General features: G+C 71.5%; 16 protein-coding genes. 4 read left to right on the top strand and 12 right to left on the bottom strand.

The window, feature by feature from the left end:
* Nucleotides 1–138: 138 nt before the first annotated feature.
* From D3272_RS06565 to D3272_RS06540, 6 genes are all read right to left on the bottom strand, one after another.
* The gene (locus D3272_RS06565; RefSeq protein ID WP_129218342.1) at nt 139–609 is read right to left on the bottom strand and encodes an SRPBCC family protein; all 471 of its coding nucleotides are present in this window, start codon (nt 607–609) and stop codon (nt 139–141) included.
* 202 nt (nt 610–811) lie between these two features.
* On the bottom strand, nt 812–1459 hold the full coding sequence (locus D3272_RS06560) for a glutathione S-transferase family protein (protein WP_281010656.1): 648 nt from the start codon (nt 1457–1459) through the stop codon (nt 812–814).
* A gap of 29 nt (nt 1460–1488) precedes the next feature.
* Nucleotides 1489–2919 (bottom strand): homospermidine synthase, encoded by a 1431-nt coding sequence (locus D3272_RS06555; protein ID WP_129218341.1) that lies wholly within the window; start codon nt 2917–2919, stop codon nt 1489–1491.
* 106 nt (nt 2920–3025) lie between these two features.
* A complete protein-coding gene (locus D3272_RS06550) occupies nt 3026–3514 on the bottom strand; it encodes a DUF2059 domain-containing protein (protein WP_129218340.1) in 489 nt (162 codons plus the stop codon).
* Nucleotides 3515–3715: 201 nt separating this feature from the next.
* Nucleotides 3716–4324: a GNAT family N-acetyltransferase gene (locus tag D3272_RS06545; RefSeq protein WP_129218339.1), complete on the bottom strand. Its 609-nt coding sequence runs from the start codon at nt 4322–4324 to the stop codon at nt 3716–3718.
* An 85-nt stretch (nt 4325–4409) separates the two neighbouring features.
* A complete protein-coding gene (locus tag D3272_RS06540; RefSeq protein ID WP_129218338.1) occupies nt 4410–5540 on the bottom strand; it encodes a type III PLP-dependent enzyme in 1131 nt (376 codons plus the stop codon).
* A gap of 677 nt (nt 5541–6217) precedes the next feature.
* On the opposite strand from D3272_RS06540, the gene D3272_RS06535 reads away from it, so the two are divergent.
* The gene (locus tag D3272_RS06535; protein ID WP_129218337.1) at nt 6218–7189 is read left to right on the top strand and encodes a D-2-hydroxyacid dehydrogenase family protein; all 972 of its coding nucleotides are present in this window, start codon (nt 6218–6220) and stop codon (nt 7187–7189) included.
* A 9-nt stretch (nt 7190–7198) separates the two neighbouring features.
* Here D3272_RS06535 and proB read toward each other — a convergent pair whose 3' ends face one another.
* Nucleotides 7199–8320: a glutamate 5-kinase gene (gene proB / locus D3272_RS06530; RefSeq protein WP_129218336.1), complete on the bottom strand. Its 1122-nt coding sequence runs from the start codon at nt 8318–8320 to the stop codon at nt 7199–7201.
* Between the two features lie 116 nt (nt 8321–8436).
* Between proB and D3272_RS06525 the strand changes: the two genes are divergently transcribed.
* Nucleotides 8437–8859: a DUF1810 domain-containing protein gene (locus D3272_RS06525; RefSeq protein WP_129218335.1), complete on the top strand. Its 423-nt coding sequence runs from the start codon at nt 8437–8439 to the stop codon at nt 8857–8859.
* A 10-nt stretch (nt 8860–8869) separates the two neighbouring features.
* Here D3272_RS06525 and D3272_RS06520 read toward each other — a convergent pair whose 3' ends face one another.
* The 4 genes from D3272_RS06520 to D3272_RS06505 form a co-directional block, all read right to left on the bottom strand.
* Nucleotides 8870–9853, bottom strand: a complete 984-nt coding sequence (locus D3272_RS06520; protein WP_129218334.1) for a magnesium transporter CorA family protein — start codon at nt 9851–9853, stop codon at nt 8870–8872.
* Between the two features lie 54 nt (nt 9854–9907).
* A complete protein-coding gene (locus tag D3272_RS06515; protein WP_129218333.1) occupies nt 9908–11686 on the bottom strand; it encodes a cation:proton antiporter domain-containing protein in 1779 nt (592 codons plus the stop codon).
* Between the two features lie 116 nt (nt 11687–11802).
* The gene (locus D3272_RS06510) at nt 11803–12723 is read right to left on the bottom strand and encodes a uracil-DNA glycosylase (protein ID WP_129218332.1); all 921 of its coding nucleotides are present in this window, start codon (nt 12721–12723) and stop codon (nt 11803–11805) included.
* 169 nt (nt 12724–12892) lie between these two features.
* Nucleotides 12893–14446: a methyl-accepting chemotaxis protein gene (locus tag D3272_RS06505; protein WP_129218331.1), complete on the bottom strand. Its 1554-nt coding sequence runs from the start codon at nt 14444–14446 to the stop codon at nt 12893–12895.
* A 315-nt stretch (nt 14447–14761) separates the two neighbouring features.
* On the opposite strand from D3272_RS06505, the gene D3272_RS06500 reads away from it, so the two are divergent.
* On the top strand, nt 14762–16456 hold the full coding sequence (locus D3272_RS06500) for an electron transfer flavoprotein-ubiquinone oxidoreductase (protein WP_245496420.1): 1695 nt from the start codon (nt 14762–14764) through the stop codon (nt 16454–16456).
* 64 nt (nt 16457–16520) lie between these two features.
* On the opposite strand, the gene D3272_RS06495 is transcribed toward D3272_RS06500, so the two are convergent.
* Nucleotides 16521–16802: an ArsR/SmtB family transcription factor gene (locus tag D3272_RS06495; RefSeq protein ID WP_245496419.1), complete on the bottom strand. Its 282-nt coding sequence runs from the start codon at nt 16800–16802 to the stop codon at nt 16521–16523.
* Between the two features lie 117 nt (nt 16803–16919).
* On the opposite strand from D3272_RS06495, the gene D3272_RS06490 reads away from it, so the two are divergent.
* Nucleotides 16920–18011: an NADH:flavin oxidoreductase/NADH oxidase gene (locus tag D3272_RS06490; protein WP_129218329.1), complete on the top strand. Its 1092-nt coding sequence runs from the start codon at nt 16920–16922 to the stop codon at nt 18009–18011.
* Nucleotides 18012–18025 lie beyond the last annotated feature (14 nt).

The raw sequence follows: 18025 nt of genomic DNA, 5'->3' as shown, positions 1-18025 counted from the left end.
CGAACCCGGCGCCCAACGCGTTCCGCGTCGACGTCCCGAGGGCCAGGGGCCGACTCGGCACAGCAATCGGAATGCCTCGTCGACCGAAACGCGACGTCCGCCTTCGCCGTCACGCCGGGCTCGACGCGGCTCACGCCTTCAAACGGCGGTCTCCACCACCGGCTCCGCCGCACAGGCCGCGGCGAAGCTGGCGAAGAACTGGTCGGCGGTCTTCTTGGCGACGCCGTCGATCAGCCGCGCGCCCATCTGGGCGATCTTGCCCCCGACGGTGGCCTGCACGTCGTAGGACAGCAGCGTGCCTTCCGGCACCTCGGTCAGCCGCACGTCGGCCCCGCCCTTGGCGAAGCCCGCGATGCCGCCCTCCCCGGCCCCGCTGATGCGGTAGCCGTTGGGCGCGTCGATATTGGACAGCTCGACGTTGCCCTTGAAGGCCGCGCTGACCGGGCCGATCTTCATCTTGACCGATGCCGCGAAGGTGTTCTCGCCCGTCCGCTCCATCGTCTGCACGCCGTTGATGCAGCTTTTCAGCACCTCGGGGTCGTTGAGCTTGGTCCAGACGGTCATGCGGTCGGCCGGGAGCACGACCTCGCCCTTCATCTCCATCGCCATGGCGCATCTCCTCCGACGTTTCCTATCGGCGGGAGCTTAGCTGGCGACGGCCCTTTGGCAAGACGGGGCAAGGGCCACCGGGCCCGGCTCACGGCATCGGCGGCGAGCCATCACGCCCCGTCCCGCATGCGATCTCCGACTGCGAGGCTCCGCGCGAGACACGCCGACGGAGGACGTGCGGGCGGAGGTCGGCGGTCTCGCTTCAGGCCGGCGCACCACCCGTACGTCGGGCCTCCAGGGCGGCGGCGAGTTCGGCGTCGCGGGCCGTGACGGCGCGATGGGCCGGACGGGACGTCACCCGCTCGATATAGGCGGCGATGACCGGCGTCTTCTCGACGATGCCGAACATCGTCAGCCAGCCGAGTGCCCCGCCCCACAGAACGTCGGCCGCCGTGAAGCGTTCGCCCAGCAGGTAGGGGCCGCGGGCGAGCTGGTCCGTCAGCGTGCGGAGGACCGTTTCGTAGTCCCCGTAGGCCGACATGCCCCGGTTCCCCGGCTCGCGCTTCATCGCCCGGTCGATGCAGGCGGGCTCGAAGGACGAGCCGTAGAAGGCCATCCAGCGCAGGTAGGGGCCGCGCAGCGGGTCGCCGATCGCCGGCGCCAGGCCACGCTCGGGAAAGCGGTCCGCCAGGAACAGGAAGACGCCGACCTGTTCGGTGACGAGCGCGTCGCCGTCGAGCAGGGCCGGCACCTTGCCCATCGGGTTGACGGCGAGGAACGCCGGCTGGCGATGCTCGCCGGCCTTCATGTCGAGCACGACGGTGTCGACATCCGCCCCGAGCTCCTCGACCAGCACCATGGCGCCGGTCGAGCGAGTCTGGGGCGAATGGTACAGGGTGATGCGGCTCACGGGCGGTGTCTCCTCTGGGGCCTATTGGGTCAGCGCACGATGACGTTGGTGAACTGCCAGGGATCGTCGGTGTCGACGTCCTCGGGGAAGAGGATGCCGCGCCCGTCGGCGGGCGTCCAGTCCGTGTAGGCGCCGACGACGGGGCCGAGATAGGGCGTCTGCACGGCGAGGCAGCGCCGGAAATCGATCTCGTCCGCCTCCACGATGCCGGCCTCGGGGTTCTCGATCGCCCAGACGATGCCGGCCAGGACCGCGGAGGTCACCTGCAGGCCGGTGGCATTCTGGTAGGGGGCGATGCGGCGCGTCTCCTCGATGGAGAGCTGCGAGCCGTACCAATAGGCGTTCTTGCCGTGGCCGTAGAGCAGGACGCCGAGCTCGTCGATGCCGTCGACGATCTCGTCCTCGTTCAGGATGTGGAAGTGCTCCTGCCGCGTCCAGGCCTTTCCAGCCATCTCGTCGAGCGACAGCACGGCATCGTCGGCCGGATGGTAGGCATAGTGGCAGGTCGGCCGGTAGACGGCCTTGCCGCCCTCGGTGACGGTCAGGTAGTCGGCGATGGAGATCGCCTCGTTGTGCGTCACCAGGAAGGCGTGCTGGGCGCCGGCCGTCGGCGTCCACGAACGCACCCGCGTGCCGGCACCGGGCCGCATCAGGTAGATGGCGCAGTCGGGGCCGAAATCGTGGTGGCGCCCCTCCTCGGGGAGCTTCTTCTCATGGGTGCCCCAGCCGAGTTCGGCCGGCTGCAGCCCTTCGGAGACGAAGCCCTCGACCGACCAGGTGTTGACGAAGATCCCCATCGGCTTCGGGGTCTTGGCACGCTGCGTGTCGCGCTCGGCGATGTGGATGCCCTTGACGCCGAGCTGCATGGCGAGCCGGCCCCAGCCCTCGCGCGTGGTGGGCTCGGGCGCCGCATGGCCGACGGCTTCGGCCACGTCGAGCAGCGCCTGCTTGACGAACCACGACACCATGCCGGGGTTGGCGCCGCAGGTGGAGACGGCGGTCGGTCCGCCCGGGCGGCGGCGGCGCAGGTCCATCAGCGTCTCGCGCAGGGCGTAGTTGGAGCGCTGCGACACGCTGAGGCGCGTGTCGGTGTAGAAGCCCGGCCAGGGCTCCACCACCGTGTCGATGTAGAGCGCGCCGATGTCCTTGCAGAGGTCGATGAGGGCGACCGAGGAGGTGTCGACCGACAGGTTGACGACCAGTCCCTTCTCGCCGCCCGCCGTCAGCAGCGGGGTGAGCACGTCGCGGTAGTTGTCGCGCGTGATGGCGATCTGCTCGAAGCGGATGCCGCGCTCGTCGAGCAGCTTGCGGTCGGCGTCGTCGGGCGCGATGACGGTGAACTTGGCCTTGTCATGGGCGATGTGCCGCTCGATCAGGGGCAGCGTGCCCCGGCCGATCGAGCCGAAGCCGATCATCACGATGGGACCGTCGAAACGGGCGTGGACCGGGTGATCGGCCATGGGAAACTCCTCGGGTGCGGTGCGGTATCGGCGCCATAGACCGAAGGGGGCCGTCATGGTCAAGCGGTAGCGGCCTCCGACATCGCGGCGCGCGAGGCAACCCGGCTCACAGCTTGGGAGCCGGGGCGGCCTGCTTTTCCTTCTGGATTTCCGCCAGGACCTCCTTGGCGATGTTCTGTCCCCAACGCTGCCCGACGGTCATCATCCCCTTGGCGATCTCGGGCTGCTTGTCCAGGAGGTGCTGCCCGGCGGGCGTCCTGTAGAAGGCCAGGAGGTCGTTGAGGTCGGCCTCGGTGAACTCCTGGGCGTAGACCTCCGCCACGAGGTCCACGAAGCCGGGGACGCTCGCCTCGAACTTGGTCTGGAAGCGCTGGAGGTAACCGTCGATGCCCTTGGCGTCGCCGGCAAACTGTTGGACGAGCACGCCGCGCATCTGGCTCATCATGAGGGGCATCACCGCCCGCATGTTGTCGGCGGCGTGGGACGTCTCCACCACGACGCGGGCCACCTTGAGGCGGCTCGCGTCGTCGGCGCGGGCCGCCGGGGCCGCTGAGGCCAGCCCCGTTGCGAGGATGGCGAGGGCGATGCAGCGCATGACGGATCTCCCGGCCTCGGGCGAGGGTGCCGAAACGGCACCGACGCGAGGTCTCGCCACACTAGATCGCCATCTCGCCGGTTGGAACCCGCTCCGACAAGTGCAACTGGCTGTCGCGGCCCTCGCTGCCGGTTCGGAGCGAGTCCGCCGGAGGCGAAGCGGCTGCGACGGCAGGGCCTTGCGCGGACAGGCCGGGGCGGCTCACGCAGCCCGGCGGAGGGGATCCTCTGCGCGGCGCTCCACGATGAGCCCCGAGGCGACCACCCGGCCCTCGGCGCCGGCGAAGCCGCCCGACCGCAGCGCGAGGCCCAGGAACCGCGCGCGGTCGACCGGCCCCGGCAGGGTGAGCTTCTCGACGGGCGCCGGCGCGAAGCCGAACCGCGCGTAGTAGGGCGCGTCGCCCACCAGCATCACGGCGCCGTGGCCGAGCCGGGCGGCGCGCGCGAGGCCGTGCCGGATCAGGGCGCCGCCGATCCCGGCGGAGCGATGGCTGCCAGCCACGGCCAGCGGGCCGAGCATGAGGGCCGGCGTGCGGCCGCATTCGACGTGCCAGAAGCGCAGCGTGCCGACGATGCGGGCGCCGTCCACCGCCACGAAGCTCAGGCCCTCGGCCGCGGCGCGATGCTCGCGCAGCCGCTCGCAGGTCTTGGCGAAGCGGGACGGGCCGAAGCTGGCATCGAGCAGGGCTTCGCGCGCGTCGGCATCGCGCGGGCGCTCGTCGCGGATGCGGAACGCCTGGGGACGCACGAACCGGACGAGGGTCGCGGCGGAAGCGATCGCCGCCAGGGCGGGCAGGGTCTGGTGGTCCATCACGGCGTGTCCTCAACCCGTGCGGTCGGGACCGGCCGCCGGGATGCGGCGGCCGGGACGGTTCGGTCCGGCGGGGCGTCGCCCGTCAGATGACGTAGGACTTGAGCGGCGGGAAGCCGTTGAACCCGACGGCCGAATAGGTCGTCGTATAGGCGCCCGTCCCCTCGATCAGCACCTTGGAGCCGATCGCCAGCGACACCGGCAGCTCGTAGGGCTCCTTCTCGTAGAGCACGTCGACGCTGTCGCACGTAGGGCCGGCGATGATGCAGGGCTCGGTCGCGTCGCCGTCGAACTCCGTGCGGATCGGGTAGCGGATCATCTCGTCCATGGTTTCGGCGAGACCGTTGAACTTGCCGATGTCGAGATAGACCCAGCGCATCCGGTCCTCGTCGGACTTCTTGGAGACCAGCACCACCTCGGCCTCGATCATCCCGGCATTGCCCACCATGCCGCGACCCGGCTCGATGATGGTTTCCGGGATGCGGTTGCCGAAATGCTTGCGCAGCGCCTCGAAGATCGCCTTGCCGTATTGGCGCACGGCCGGGACGTTCTTCAGGTACTTGGTGGGGAAGCCGCCGCCGAGGTTGACCATCTGGAGCGCGATGCCGCGCTCGGCGAGGTCCTTGAAGATCGCGGCCGAGGCCGCCAGCGCGCCGTCCCACATGCGCGGGTTGCGCTGCTGCGAACCGACGTGGAACGACAGGCCGTAGGCCACGAGGCCGAGGCGATGGGCATGTTCCAGCACGCGGCCCGCCATGTCGGGGGCGCAGCCGAACTTGCGCGACAGGGGCCATTCGGCGCCCGAACCGTCGCACAGGATGCGGCAGAACACCTTGGCGCCCGGCGCGGCGCGGGCGATCTTCTCGACCTCGGCCTCGCAATCCACGGCGAAGAGCGACACGCCATGGGCGTGGGCGCGGGCGATGTCGCGCTCCTTCTTGATCGTGTTGCCGAAGGAGATGCGGTCGGGCGCGGCGCCGGCGGCCAGCACCTGCTCGATCTCGACCACCGAAGCGGTGTCGAAGCAGGAGCCGAGACGGGCCAGGAGGTCCAGGACCTCGGGGGCCGGGTTGGCCTTCACGGCGTAGAAGACGCGCGTGTCGGGCAGCGCCTTGGCGAAGGACGAATAGTTGTCGCGCACGACATCGAGGTCGAGCACCATGCAGGGGCCGTCTTCGTTGCGGCGGCGGAGGAAGTCGACGATACGGTCGGTCATGGCGGCATCCCTTTTGGCGCCGCGAGGCGCCGAACTGACTGGGAAAGGGTGCGGGGACATACATCGCCGTTCGCACGCGCGGTGGAGGACGCGAGCGGCAACAAGACATGGCCAACCGCGACCGGCCGGACCGACGACCCACGCGGAACGTGGATCGGCGACGTGCCGATCAGATGCTGCGCCGTTGGCAAGACGCGGCACGGCGAAACGCCGTTCCGTGAAGAGCCATCGATTGGAAGGGGAGTCCCTTCCGCACGCCCGGCAAGAAAGACAAGCCTCTTCGGTACGTCGACCTTTGGAGGGTCGACAGAGACGAAAAAGCCCGGTCCGTCGTTGCTTTAAGTCGCGTCCCCCGTTTGAGACGGGGTTCGCCGGTTCGCCTCCGGCTGCCGGTTGGATCTGACGGTTTATCGGCCTCTTGTCCGAACCCCGCCAACCGACACGCGACCACAGGCACGTGCGAAATTGGGCAAGGCGACAGATAAGGAAAACGGCCCCTCGGCACAAGACTTTTCTCGCGGTTTTTTCGTCGCAGACCGGGTGCGTCAAGCTTCGGAAAGGCTTGGGCAATTCCGTGGCCCGGCAGCCGCCGTGGCGGCGGGCGATCCGCCGGGGCCGGACGGGCGTTGACGGAGCGTCCGGCACGTCCCGCGCCGGCCCGTCCAGCCCGGTGCCCCATGACCGACCACCCGACTCCGCTGCGCATCGCCATCCTCGACGACTACCAGGCCGTGGCGCGGAGCCTCGCCGACTGGGACGACCTCGCGGGCGCGGAGGTCGTGGCGTTCCACGACCATGTGGAGGACCGGGCCGCGCTGGCGGCGCGCCTCGCCCCCTTCGACGTCCTGGTGCTGATCCGCGAGCGGACGCCGCTCGATGCGGCGCTCGTCGCCGCCCTGCCCCGGCTGAAGCTCGTCGTCACGATGGGGCTGTGGAACGCCGCGATCGATGTCGCGGCATGCCGGGCGCGCGGCATCCCGGTCTGCGGCACGGCGGGCGGCGACCCCGACGCCACGCCGGCGCTGACCTGGGGCCTCGTGCTGGGCTCGACGCGCGGCATCGTCCGGCAGGCGGCCTCGGTCCGGGCCGGCGCCTGGCAGGTCGGGCTCGGGACGGACCTCAAGGGCAGGACGCTGGCGGTGCTGGGGCTCGGCAAGATCGGCCGGCGGGTGGCGGAGTTCGGCCGGGTCTTCGGCATGCGCGTGATCGCCTGGAGCCAGAACCTCGCGGCCGAGGACGCCGCCGCCGTGGGGGTCGAGCGCGTCGACAAGGACGCGCTGTTCCGCGAAGCCGACGTGCTGACCGTGCACCTCAAGCTCGGCGAGCGCACGCGCGGGCTCGTCGGGGCGCGCGAACTCGCCCTGATGAAGCCCTCGGCGCATCTCGTGAACACGTCGCGCGGGCCGATCGTCGACGAGGCGGCGCTGATCGCGGCGCTGAGCGCGGGGCGGCTCGCCGGCGCGGGGCTCGACGTCTTCGAAACGGAGCCGCTGCCGCTCGATCACCCGTTCCGCACGCTGCCGAACGTCCTGGCGACGCCGCACATCGGCTACGTCAGCCAGGCCACCTATGCGGCGGCCTTTCCCCAGATGGTCGAGGCCGTGGCGGCCTGGCGGGCCGGCACGCCGGTCCGGGTGCTGGAAGGATGATGCCCCCGGTCAGTCGGCCCGAAGCGCCATGTCGTCGCGGTGGATCATCTCGGCGCGGCCGCTGGCGCCCGTCAGGCCTTCGATGTCACGGCTGTTGTGGCCGATGAGCCGCGTCGCGGTCTCGCCGTCATAGGCCGACAGGCCGCGGCCGAGTTCGTTGCCGAGGTGATCGAGGATGCGCACGCAGTCGCCGCGGACGAAGTCGCCCGTCACGGCGACGACCCCGGCCGGCAGCAGGCTCGCCCCCTGGCCGAGGGCCCGCGCCGCGCCCTCGTCGACCACCACGGTGCCGCGCGGCTCCAGCGTGCCGCCGATCCACACCTTGCGGGCGGTGCGGGGATTCGAGGCCGTGGTGAACCAGGTGCAGCGGCCGCCCTCGCGGATGCGGGCGAGCGGCTGGAACACCCGGCCATCGGCGATCACCATGTGGGTGCCGCCCGAGGTCGCGATCTTGGCGGCCTCCACCTTGGTGCGCATGCCGCCGCGCGAATCGATCGATGCCGCGCCGCCCGCCATGGCCTCGACGGCGGCGTCGATGCGCTCCACCAGCGGGATCAGCGTGGCGGCCGGGTCCTGGGCGGGGGGCGCCGTGTAGAGGCCGTCGATGTCACTGAGCAGCACCAGGAGGTCGGCCGACGCCATGGTGGCGACGCGCGCCGCCAGCCGGTCGTTGTCGCCGTAGCGGATCTCGCTCGTCGCCACCGTGTCGTTCTCGTTGATGACCGGCACGGCGCGCAGCGCGAACAGGCGCCCCATCGTGGCGCGGGCGTTGAGGTAGCGGCGGCGCTCCTCGGTGTCGCCCGGCGTGATGAGGACCTGCCCGGCCGTGATGCCCCGCGCCGCCAGGACCTCGGCCCAGGTGCGCGCCAGCGCGATCTGGCCGACCGCCGCCGCCGCCTGGCTGTCGTCGAGCTTCAACGCGCCGGCCGGCAGCCTCAGCACCCGCCGCCCGAGCGCGATGGCGCCCGACGACACCACGGCGACGTCGGCGCCGGAGCGGTGCAGCGCCGCGATGTCGTCGGCCAGCGCCTCGAGCCAGGCGCGTCGGGGGGTGCCGGCGGCGGCATCCACCACGAGCGACGAGCCGACCTTGATGACGATCCGGCGGAAGCGGTCGAGCGTGGGAATCATGTCGGGTCGGGTCCGGGCGCCGGTGAACGCGCGCCTTCGCGCCCGGGCCCGGCTTTGTCAAGCAACGCGACGCCGGTGGCGGGCGTTGGGCTCCAGTCAACGGGCGGGAGCCAGCCATGGACGTCGATCCCCACGGTCTCGAACGCTTCCTCGACGCGCAGGCGCCGGTCATCGACACCGTGCTGGCCGAACTCGCGGCCGGGCGGAAGCGGAGCCACTGGATGTGGTTCGTGTTCCCGCAGGTCGCCGGCCTCGGCTTCAGCGCCATGGCGCAGCGCTTCGCCATCGGCTCGCTGGCCGAGGCCCAGGCCTATCACGCCCATCCCGTCCTGGGCGCCCGGCTCGGGCGTTGCACCGAGCTCGTGCTGGCCGTCGAGGGGCGCGGCATCACCGCCATCCTGGGGTCGCCCGACGACGTGAAGTTCAGGTCGTCGATGACGCTGTTCGGGCGGGCCGCCCCCGGCGATGCCCGGTTCCCCGCCGCCCTGCAACGGTTCTTCGGCGGCGAGCCCGATCCCGCCACCCTGGCCCGCCTGTGACGGTGCCGGCTCAGAACCAGCCCTTCACCTTCAGCCACACGACCGGCACCACGATGCTGATCAGCGTCAGCGACAGACCCCACTGGTAGCCGTAGTGCCAGTCGAGTTCGGGCATGTTCTTGAAGTTCATGCCGTAGAGCCCGACCACGAAGGTCGGCGGGATGCCGATGACGGAAGCGATGGTGAGCAGCTTGAAGGTGCGGTTCTGCTCGATGTTGACGAAGCCCAGCGTCGAATCGAGCAGGAACTGCACCTTGTCGGTGAGCCGCGTCTCGTAGTCGCCGAGCGCCGCCACGTCCTGCCTCAGCACCTCGATGCGCTCGCGGTGGTCGGGCGTGATGCGATCCCCGCCCTTGGTGGCCAGGAACGTCAGCAGGCGGTTGAGGCCGAGCAGGCTGTCGCGGGCGTGGGAGGTGGTGTCGCCGCCGCGCCCGATCGTCTGCAGCGTGTTGCTCAGGCGCCGCTCGGTGCGCACCGGCTTGTGCCGGTCCTCGGCATGGGACAGACCGAAGATCTCCCTCGACACGCAATCGAGCTCCGCCCCCACCGCCTCCATGCCGTCGGCCATGCGGGCGATGATGCTGTCGAGCAGCCCCAGCAGGACGTCGACGGGCCCCTCCAGCGCCAGCGCACCGCGCCGGCCCTCGACGTAGTCGGCGAAGCTCTTCAGCGCATGGGCCCGCACCGTCACGACGAGATGCTGCCCCAGCACGAAGCCGACCGGGATGGTGTGCAGCTCGCCCTCTTCACGGTAGAGCACCGGGGTCGACATCAGCAGCACGTCGCCCTCGACGACGAGCCGGCTCGACGTCTCGATCTCGGCCAGCTGCTGGGCACGCGGCAGGACGAGGTTGGTGGCGCGCTCGACGCGGGCGTCCTCGTCGTCGGACGGGTCGATCAGGTCGACCCAGAGGGTCCCCTGGGGCAGCGCCAGGGTGGGGGCGTGGGTCGCGACCTCGCGGGGACGGACCGCCGAATCGTAGAGCGTGATCATGCCGTCCCTTGTGCCGCAGGACGGGCGACAGGGCCATGACGAATGAGCCTCGGCTCACCCACGCCGCACCGCGCGACGGATGGCACGGCGCTCGCGCCCGTCGGGCTGCTTCTCGTTCAGCAGCTTGCGGAAGGCGTCGCGCTTCTCGTGGACGGAGGCGATCACGAGTCCGGCCGGCACGCCCATGTCGACGAGGGCGGCCTCGCTGAGCTGCAGGCTGGCCTCGATGGTTTCGGGCACGGCATCGGTGGCGCCGAGGTCGTAGAGGCGGCGGGCCTGCTCGGCGTCGCGTGCCCGCGCCACAATGGTGAGGTCGGCGCGCGCGGCCCGGGCAGCCGTCACCACCTCCTCGGCGACGCGCGGGTCGTTGAGGGTGAGGACGAGGCCCCGGGCCGTGTCGAGCCCGCATCGCGCCAGGAAGTCGTGCCGCGTCGCGTCCCCGTAATAGACCGGCACCCCCGCGTCACGCTCGCGGCGCACCAGCCGCGCGTCGCCGTCGACCGCGATGAACGGCAGGCCGTGCAGCGCCACCATCTCGCCGACGAGGCGACCGACGCGCCCGTAGCCCACGATGATGACGCGCGCCTCGCCGTCCTCGGGCGGCGGTTCCGCCGGCAGCTGGGGCGCGGCGGGCCTGCGGCCGAGCCGCTCGCCGAACCGCGCCAGCGCCGGGATCAGCATCATGGTCAGGGTGACGGACACGGTGGTGATGTGGGCCAGGGACGCCGGCAGCAGGCCGGCCGCGGCGGCCTGACCCACGAGGACGAAGGCGAATTCGCCGCTCGGGCCGAGCAGAAGCGCCACCTCGGCGGAAACGCCCCGGGGAAGGCGGAAGAGCCGCCCCGCCGCGTAGACCAGCAGCGCCTTCACGGCGACGACGCCGAGCCCGAGAAGCAGGACGAGGTCGGGCCGGGCCAGGACGGCGCCGAGGTCGAGGCCGACCCCGATGGTGACGAAGAACAGGCCGAGCAGAAGCCCCTTGAACGGCTCGATCGTGACCTCGATCTCGCGCCGGAACTCGGTTTCGGCCAGCAGCAGGCCGGCCAGGAAGGCGCCGAGCGACATGGAGAGGCCGCCCGCCACCGCAACGGCGCCGGTGCCGATGACGACGAGCAGGCAGGCCGCCATGAAGAACTCGGTCGACCGCGTCGCCGCCACGACGTGGAAGAGCGGGCGGAGCACGAGGCGCCCGAGCAGCACGATGAACCCCAAGGCCAGCACGGCCGGACCCAGCGTGACGAGGAGTTCCACCCCGAGCCCGCCGCCCCGCGGGGTGGACAGGGCCGTGATGGTGAAGAGCAGCGGCGCCACGGCGAGGTCCTGGAACAGCAGGACCGAGAAGACCGTGCGGCCCGCCGTCGAGTTGAGGTGCTTGCGCTCCGCCAGGACCGGCACCGTCACGGCCGTCGACGACAGGGCCAGGGCGAGTCCGAGGACGATCGCGCCGGCGGGCGGCAGCCCGAGCAGGGCGGCCGGCAGGGCCACGAGGGCGGCCGAGCCGGCGAGCTGCAGCGCGCCGAAGCCGAACACGAGGCGCCGCAGCCGCGACAGGCGCTCGAACGACAGCTCCAGCCCCACCATGAAGAGCAGGAAGACCACGCCGAGTTCGCCGATGCCTTCGAGCCGGTGCGCCTCGGTGATGGCCAGGAGCGACAGGGCCGGCACGGCCGACGCCAGCGCGCCGAGACCGAAGGGGCCGAGCGCGACGCCGGCGATGAGGAAGCCCAGGACGGGGCTGACGCGCAAGCGGCTGAACAGCGGGACGGCGATGCCGGCGGTCCCCAGGAACAGCAGCAGTTCCCGCGTGCCTTCCGGCAATGCCTGCCCCGCCATGCCTGTCCCTCCAAGCCTGCATCATCGGGCCTGCAGCTCCGGGCCTGCAGCTCCGAGCCTGCAACCCCGAGCCGCCGCGTCCCCGTCGGCCTGCCTGCCCCACGACAGTGTCGCCGTCAGGGCGGGGCGGCGTCCATCGCCTTGCGCAGGGCGCGCAGGTCGGCCCAGGCCAGCTTCTTGTGGGCGGGCTGGCGCAGCAGGTAGGCGGGGTGGAGCATCGGCATGGCGCGCACCACGCGCGCCCCCGAGTCGAAGTCGTGCCAGCGCCCGCGCAGCCGCATGATGCCCTCCTTCGAGCCGAGCAGGCTCTGCGCCGAAGGGCCTCCCAGGCAGAGCAGGAAATCGGGATCGGCCAGTTCGATCTGCCGGGTGATGAAGGGGCGGCAGATGGCCACCTCCTGGGGAGTGGGCGTGCGGTTGCCGGGCGGGCGCCACGGCACGACGTTGGCCACGTAGACCTGGCTGCGATCGAGGCCGATGGCGGCCAGCATGCGGTCGAGGAGCTGGCCGGAACGGCCCGAGAAGGGTCGTCCCTGCCGGTCCTCCTCGGCCCCGGGCGCCTCGCCCACCGCCATGACGCGGCCGCCGGGATCCCCGTCCGAGAAGGCGAGCCGGGTCGCCGTGGCCTTCAGGCTGCAGCCCTCGAAGGCTTCCAGCACTGCCTTGAGCTCGTCGAGCGTCGCCGCACCCGCCGCGGCCTCGCGGGCCGACCGCGCCGCCAGATCGGCCGACAGGGCGGCGGCGCCGCCGAGAAGAGATGGTGCGGCGGCGCCGCCGAGGAGCGATGATGCGGCGGCGCCGCCGAGGAGAGATGGTGCGGCGGTGCCGCCGAGGAGAGCTGGCGCGGCGAGCCCTGGCAGGCCCGCGGCAGCGGAGGGCTGGGCGGCCGCTCCGGCGGCGCGGGGCTCGGGCCTGGCCGCTGCGGCCTCGGCGAAGCGGTCGTGGGGGACGGCATCGACCGCGATGTCGACGCCCATGTCGACGTACCAGCGCAGCAGCGCTTCGAGTTCGTCGCGGGTGGCGGCATCGAGGGTCATGGCTCCCTGTCTAAAGCATCATCGGCCGTGTTGGAATCGCCGCGGCGATTTCAAGCCGATGAAACTGCTCTCGATTCGGAGCTGGAGCCGAGGCGCCGAACGGGTTAGGCGTGCTCGCCGCGACCGGGGCGGTGATGGCCCCTCGTCGCGGTCGGCCGATGGCACGCCGTCAGAACTCCGCCCAGTCCCCGCTCACCGCGGCTTCGAGCTTGCGGGCCGCCCCGCCCCCGCGCACGGCCGCCAGCACGGCCCGGGCGCGCGACGGCTTGGCGGGCCTCGCCGGCACCGGAGCGGGCCGGGACGCCGGGGCCCGCTCCGGGGCGGACGTCTGGCCGAGGCCCCGGAAGGCGCCGATGAGTCGCGTCAGTTCGGCGGCTTCGCCGGCGAGCCGGTGGCTGCCGGCCGTCGACTGCTCCACCATGGCGGCATTCTGCTGCGTCACCTGGTCCATCTCGTTGACGGAGGCATTGACCTCGCCGAGGGCCGAGGCCTGCTGTGCCGCCGAGGCGGCGATCTCACCGACCAGCACGTCGATGGAGCCGACCTGCGAGGCGATGCGGCCCAGCATGTCGCCCGTGCGGGTCACGAGGTCGACGCCGCTCATCACCTCGGAGGTGGAGGTCGAGATGAGGCCCTTGATCTCCCGGGCGGCATCCGCCGAGCGCTGGGCCAGGGCCCGCACTTCGGAGGCCACCACGGCGAAGCCCCGGCCCGCCTCGCCGGCCCGCGCCGCCTCCACGCCGGCATTCAGCGCCAGGAGGTTGGTCTGGAACGCGATCTCGTCGACGACCGAGATGATCTGGCCGATCTCGCGCGACGAGGTCTGGATGCGGTTCATGGCGGCGACGGCCTCCTGCATCACGGCGCTCGACCGTTCGGCGGCGCCGCGGGCCTCGGCGACGACGCCCCGGGCGCGGCCGGCGCTATCGGCGGTGTGCCGCACCGTGGCGGACACCTCGTCGATGGCGGCGGCGGTCTCCTCGAGCGAGGTCGCCTGCCGTTCGGTCCGCCGCGACAGCTCGTCGGCCGCCTGGGCGATCTCCACGACGCCGTTCCCCATGCTGCCGACATGCGTGGCGACCGCCGTCATGGCGTCCTGGAGCGCCGCGACGGCCCCGTCGAAGTCGTCGCGCAGCTTGCGGTAGTCCGGCGCGACCTCGCCCTCGATCCGCGTCGCGAGGTCGCCCGACGACAGGGCGGCGAGGGCCCGCGCCAGGGCGTCGACGACGGCTTTCTGGTCCCGGCCGCGGGCCTCGAAGGCCGTCTCGGTCGCCCGCAGCCGTCCGTCGAGTTCCACCTGGTGGCCCGCGGCCGCGGCGTGGAGCGCGGCGCGCTCGACGGCGGCGTCGCGGAAGGTCTGCATGGCGCGGGTGATCCGCCCGACGCAGTCCTGGTAGTCGGTGAACAGGACCGGGCTGTCGAGGTCGCCGCGCGCCAGGGCCTCCATGCGCAGCACGGTGGTGACGTAGGGCGTGCCGATGCAACTGATGAAGGTGACCGCCAGGGCGGCGATGATGGCGACCTCGATCGCGAGGGCGACGAGCGACAGGTTGGCCAGGGTGTCGAGCGCCTGGCGATGGGCGGGGTCCTGCAGGGTCGACGCGATGGTGATCTCCCGCCACCAAACCGCCGCCGTGACGCCGACCGCCACGACACCGATGGTGCCGAAGGCCAAAGCGAGCTTGTGCTTGATCGGGACCTTCCTGATATACCAGTCGAACACGGCGACCTCATCAATTTGAGCTAATTTAGCCAATTTGCCGGAAAGACGGTCGCCAAATTGTTAACATAGAGCGATTTCTGTTGTAATTCCGGCGAGGGTAGGCCGAGACCACGGGCAGACGGGTGCCGTCGGGCGCCCTCGTGCCGCATTTGCGCCACCGGCGCCCGGCCTCTACATAAAGCGTTCCAGGGCGCTTCGCCTTCGGCGCATGCGCGGCTACGCGGATGCGGGGGCGGTCCCGTCGATTCGGGGTCGTCGATCCGGTCCCGCCGCGACCGAAACCGGTCGGGCGGGCCAGCAGGGAGTGGAACCGCCATGGCGGAGGTCAAGGGCGCGGCGGGCGGGTTCGAGTCACCGGCGCGCGAGGCGATGGAGTTCGACGTCGTGGTGGTGGGGGCCGGGCCTGCCGGGCTCGCGGCCGCGATCCGCCTGAAGCAGCTCCAGCCCGACCTGTCCGTGGTGGTGCTGGAGAAGGGCTCCGAGGTCGGCGGCCATATCCTGTCCGGCGTCGTCGTCGATCCCATGGGGCTCGACGCACTGCTGCCCGAGTGGCGCCGCCACGACGACCGGCCCCTGACGGTGCCGGTGACGGACGACCGTTTCTACTACCTGGGCCCGGCCGGTGGCATGCGGCTGCCCAATGCCCTGATGCCCAAGCTGATGAGCAATCACGGCAACTTCGTGGGCTCGCTCGCCAACGTGGCGCGCTATCTCGGCCGCCAGGCCGAGGCCGCCGGCGTGGAGATCTACCCGGGCTTCGCGGCCGTCGAGGTGCTCTACGGCGCGGACGGCGAGGTCGTCGGGGTCGCGTCCGGCGACATGGGCGTCGGCAAGGACGGCGCCGTCACCGAGGGCTACACGCGGGGCATGGAGCTGCGCGCCAAATACGTGCTGGTGGCCGAGGGCGCCCGCGGCTCGCTCGCCAAGGGCCTGATCCGCCGGTTCAAGCTCGACGAGGGCCGCGACCCGCAGAAATACGGCATCGGGCTCAAGGAATTGTGGGAAGTGCCGGCCGAGACGCACCGCCCCGGCCTCGTGCAGCATTCCTTCGGCTGGCCGCTCGGCAACCGCACCGGCGGTGGCTCCTTCCTCTACGGCATGGAGGACAACCTCGTCAGCGTGGGCTTCGTCGTCCACCTCAATTACGAGAACCCCACGCTCTCGCCCTTCGACGAGTTCCAGCGCTTCAAGACCCACCCGATGATCGCCGACACGCTGCAGGGCGGCAAGCGCATCGCCTACGGGGCGCGTGCCATCGTGGAGGGCGGCTGGCAGTCGGTACCGAAACTCTCCTTCCCGGGCGGCGCGCTGATCGGCTGCGCGGCGGGCTTCGTCAACGTGCCCCGCATCAAGGGCTCCCACAACGCCATCCTCAGCGGCATGATGGCGGCCGAACACGTCGCCCAGGCGCTCGACGCCGGCCGGGCCAACGACGAGCTCGCCGCCTACGAGGCGGCGTGGCGCGCCTCGGCCATCGGCACGGACCTCAGGCGCGTGCGCAACGTCAAGCCGCTGTGGTCGAAGTTCGGCACCATGCCGGGCGTGGCGCTCGGCGCGCTCGACATGTGGTCCCATCAGCTGTTCGGCGGCTCGCCCTTCGGCACGCTGTCCCACGGCAAGCCCGACCACGCGACGCTGAAGCCGCTCGCCGAGGTGAAGCCCATCGCCTATCCCAAGCCCGACGGCGTGCTGTCCTTCGACAAGCTGTCCTCGGTGTACCTGTCGGGCACCAACCACGAGGAGAACCAGCCGGCTCACCTCGTCCTCACCGACCCGTCGATCCCCATCGCCCGCAACCTGCCGATCTACGGCGAACCGGCCCGGCTCTACTGTCCGGCCGGGGTCTACGAGGTCGTCTACGGCGACGAGGCGAAGAAGACCGAGCCGCGCTTCCAGATCAACGCGGGGAACTGCGTGCACTGCAAGACCTGCGACATCAAGGATCCGTCGCAGAACATCACCTGGGTGCCGCCCGAGGGCGGCGGCGGACCCAACTACCCCAACATGTGATCCGGCCGCGGCGCGCGCCGCGGCTTCGACGGGTCGACTCCCGGTGGCGACGCGACCGCGGACGTCACCCCCCGTCGCTCGCCCTCCCCCCGATCACGGCGTCGAGCAGCCCCGGGCATTCGGCGTCGACCGCGGCGCGGCAGAGCGCGTTCATGTGCGTCACGCCCTGGTTGCGCGTCTGCACCAAGCCGGCCTCGCGCAGCACCTTGAAGTGATGCGACATGGTGGATTTCGGCCGTCCCCCGTCGAGCGCCGCGCAGCTGCTGTCCCCCTCGCGCGCCAGTTGCCGGACGATGCCGAGCCGCACGGGGTCGCCGAGCGCGTGCAGGATTCGTTCGAGCCTCAAGGGTCCCGGCGGCTTCTGCTCCCTCGTCACCCCGGGACCCCCTTCCTGCGTCGCCGCCCTTGCGTTTGTTCGATGAATGTCGAACTAAGACCGGCACGTCCACCGATGAGGGGCACAATGCCGAACCTGTTCGATCCCTATAAGCTGAAGAGCGTCACGCTGCGCAACCGCATCGCCGTCTCGCCCATGTGCCAGTACATGGCGCGGGACGGGGTGGTGGGCGACTGGCACCGGGTGCATTACGCCTCGCTGGCGCGGGGCGGCGCCGGGCTCGTCGTGGTGGAGGCGACGGCGGTCGCCCCGGAGGGCCGCATCACCTGGGGCGACGTCGGCCTCTGGAACGACGCCCAGGCGGAAGCGCTGCGCCCGATCGTCGAGGGCATCCGCGAGGCCGGCGCCGTGCCGGGCATCCAGATCGCCCATGCCGGACGCAAGGCCTCGGCCAACCGCCCCTGGGAGGGCGACGACCACATACCGGACGGCGAAACCAACAGCTGGACCACCATCGCGCCCTCGCCCCTCGCCTTCGGCGGCGGCCTGCCGCGGGTGCCGGCCGAGATGAGCCTCGCCGACATCGCCCGCGTGCAGGCCGACACGGTGGCGGCGGTGGAGCGCGCCCGCGACCTCGGCTTCGCCTGGCTCGAGCTCCACATGGCGCACGGCTACTTGGCGCAGAACTTCTTCTCGCCGATCTCCAACCACCGCAAGGACGGCTACGGCGGCTCGGCCGAGAACCGGGCGCGCTACCTGCTCGAGACTCTGGTGGCGGTGCGGGCGGTGTGGCCCGCCGACCGTCCCCTGACGGTGCGGCTCGGCGTCGTCGAGTTCGACGGCAACGACGCCATGTTGGAGGAAGCCATCGCGCTGCTGCGGCGCATGAAGGCCGAGGGGCTCGACTTCGTCGACGTGTCGATCGGCTTCAACACCCCGGACGCCAAGATCCCGTGGGGGCCGAACTTCATGGGCGACATCGCGGCACGGGTGCGGCGCGAGACCGAGCTGCCCGGCACGACGAGCTGGTACATCTCCAAGCCCGAGGAGGCCGACGCGCTGGTGCGCGACGGCAAGGTCGACCTCGTCATGCTGGGACGGCCGCTGCTGGCCGATCCGCACTGGCCCTACATGGCCGCCAAGGCCCTCGGCGTCGAGAACCCGGCCTGGGCGACCCTGCCGGCCCCCTACGCCCACTGGCTCGCGCGCTACCGCTGACGCCTGCCACGGGC

Origin of the sequence: Lichenibacterium ramalinae, from assembly GCF_004137085.1 — a bacterium.
In the GTDB taxonomy this organism is placed as follows: Bacteria; Pseudomonadota; Alphaproteobacteria; order Rhizobiales; family Beijerinckiaceae; genus Lichenihabitans; species Lichenihabitans ramalinae.
Note: the sequence above shows the minus strand (reverse complement) of the source record. Positions and strands in the feature narration are given on the sequence as shown.

Bases quoted from the DNA above. Each gene is read 5' to 3' on its own strand.
- D3272_RS06520 (WP_129218334.1), bottom strand. From the start codon at position 9,853: ATGATCACGCTCTACGATTCGGCGGTCCGTCCCCGCGAGGTCGCGACC.
- proB (WP_129218336.1), bottom strand. From the start codon at position 8,320: ATGATTCCCACGCTCGACCGCTTCCGCCGGATCGTCATCAAGGTCGGC.
- D3272_RS06540 (WP_129218338.1), bottom strand. From the start codon at position 5,540: ATGACCGACCGTATCGTCGACTTCCTCCGCCGCCGCAACGAAGACGGC.
- D3272_RS06525 (WP_129218335.1), top strand. From the start codon at position 8,437: ATGGACGTCGATCCCCACGGTCTCGAACGCTTCCTCGACGCGCAGGCG.
- D3272_RS06510 (WP_129218332.1), bottom strand. From the start codon at position 12,723: ATGACCCTCGATGCCGCCACCCGCGACGAACTCGAAGCGCTGCTGCGC.
- D3272_RS06535 (WP_129218337.1), top strand. From the start codon at position 6,218: ATGACCGACCACCCGACTCCGCTGCGCATCGCCATCCTCGACGACTAC.
- D3272_RS06545 (WP_129218339.1), bottom strand. From the start codon at position 4,324: ATGGACCACCAGACCCTGCCCGCCCTGGCGGCGATCGCTTCCGCCGCG.
- D3272_RS06490 (WP_129218329.1), top strand. From the start codon at position 16,920: ATGCCGAACCTGTTCGATCCCTATAAGCTGAAGAGCGTCACGCTGCGC.
- D3272_RS06550 (WP_129218340.1), bottom strand. From the start codon at position 3,514: ATGCGCTGCATCGCCCTCGCCATCCTCGCAACGGGGCTGGCCTCAGCG.
- D3272_RS06500 (WP_245496420.1), top strand. From the start codon at position 14,762: ATGGCGGAGGTCAAGGGCGCGGCGGGCGGGTTCGAGTCACCGGCGCGC.
- D3272_RS06565 (WP_129218342.1), bottom strand. From the start codon at position 609: ATGGCGATGGAGATGAAGGGCGAGGTCGTGCTCCCGGCCGACCGCATG.
- D3272_RS06515 (WP_129218333.1), bottom strand. From the start codon at position 11,686: ATGGCGGGGCAGGCATTGCCGGAAGGCACGCGGGAACTGCTGCTGTTC.
- D3272_RS06555 (WP_129218341.1), bottom strand. From the start codon at position 2,919: ATGGCCGATCACCCGGTCCACGCCCGTTTCGACGGTCCCATCGTGATG.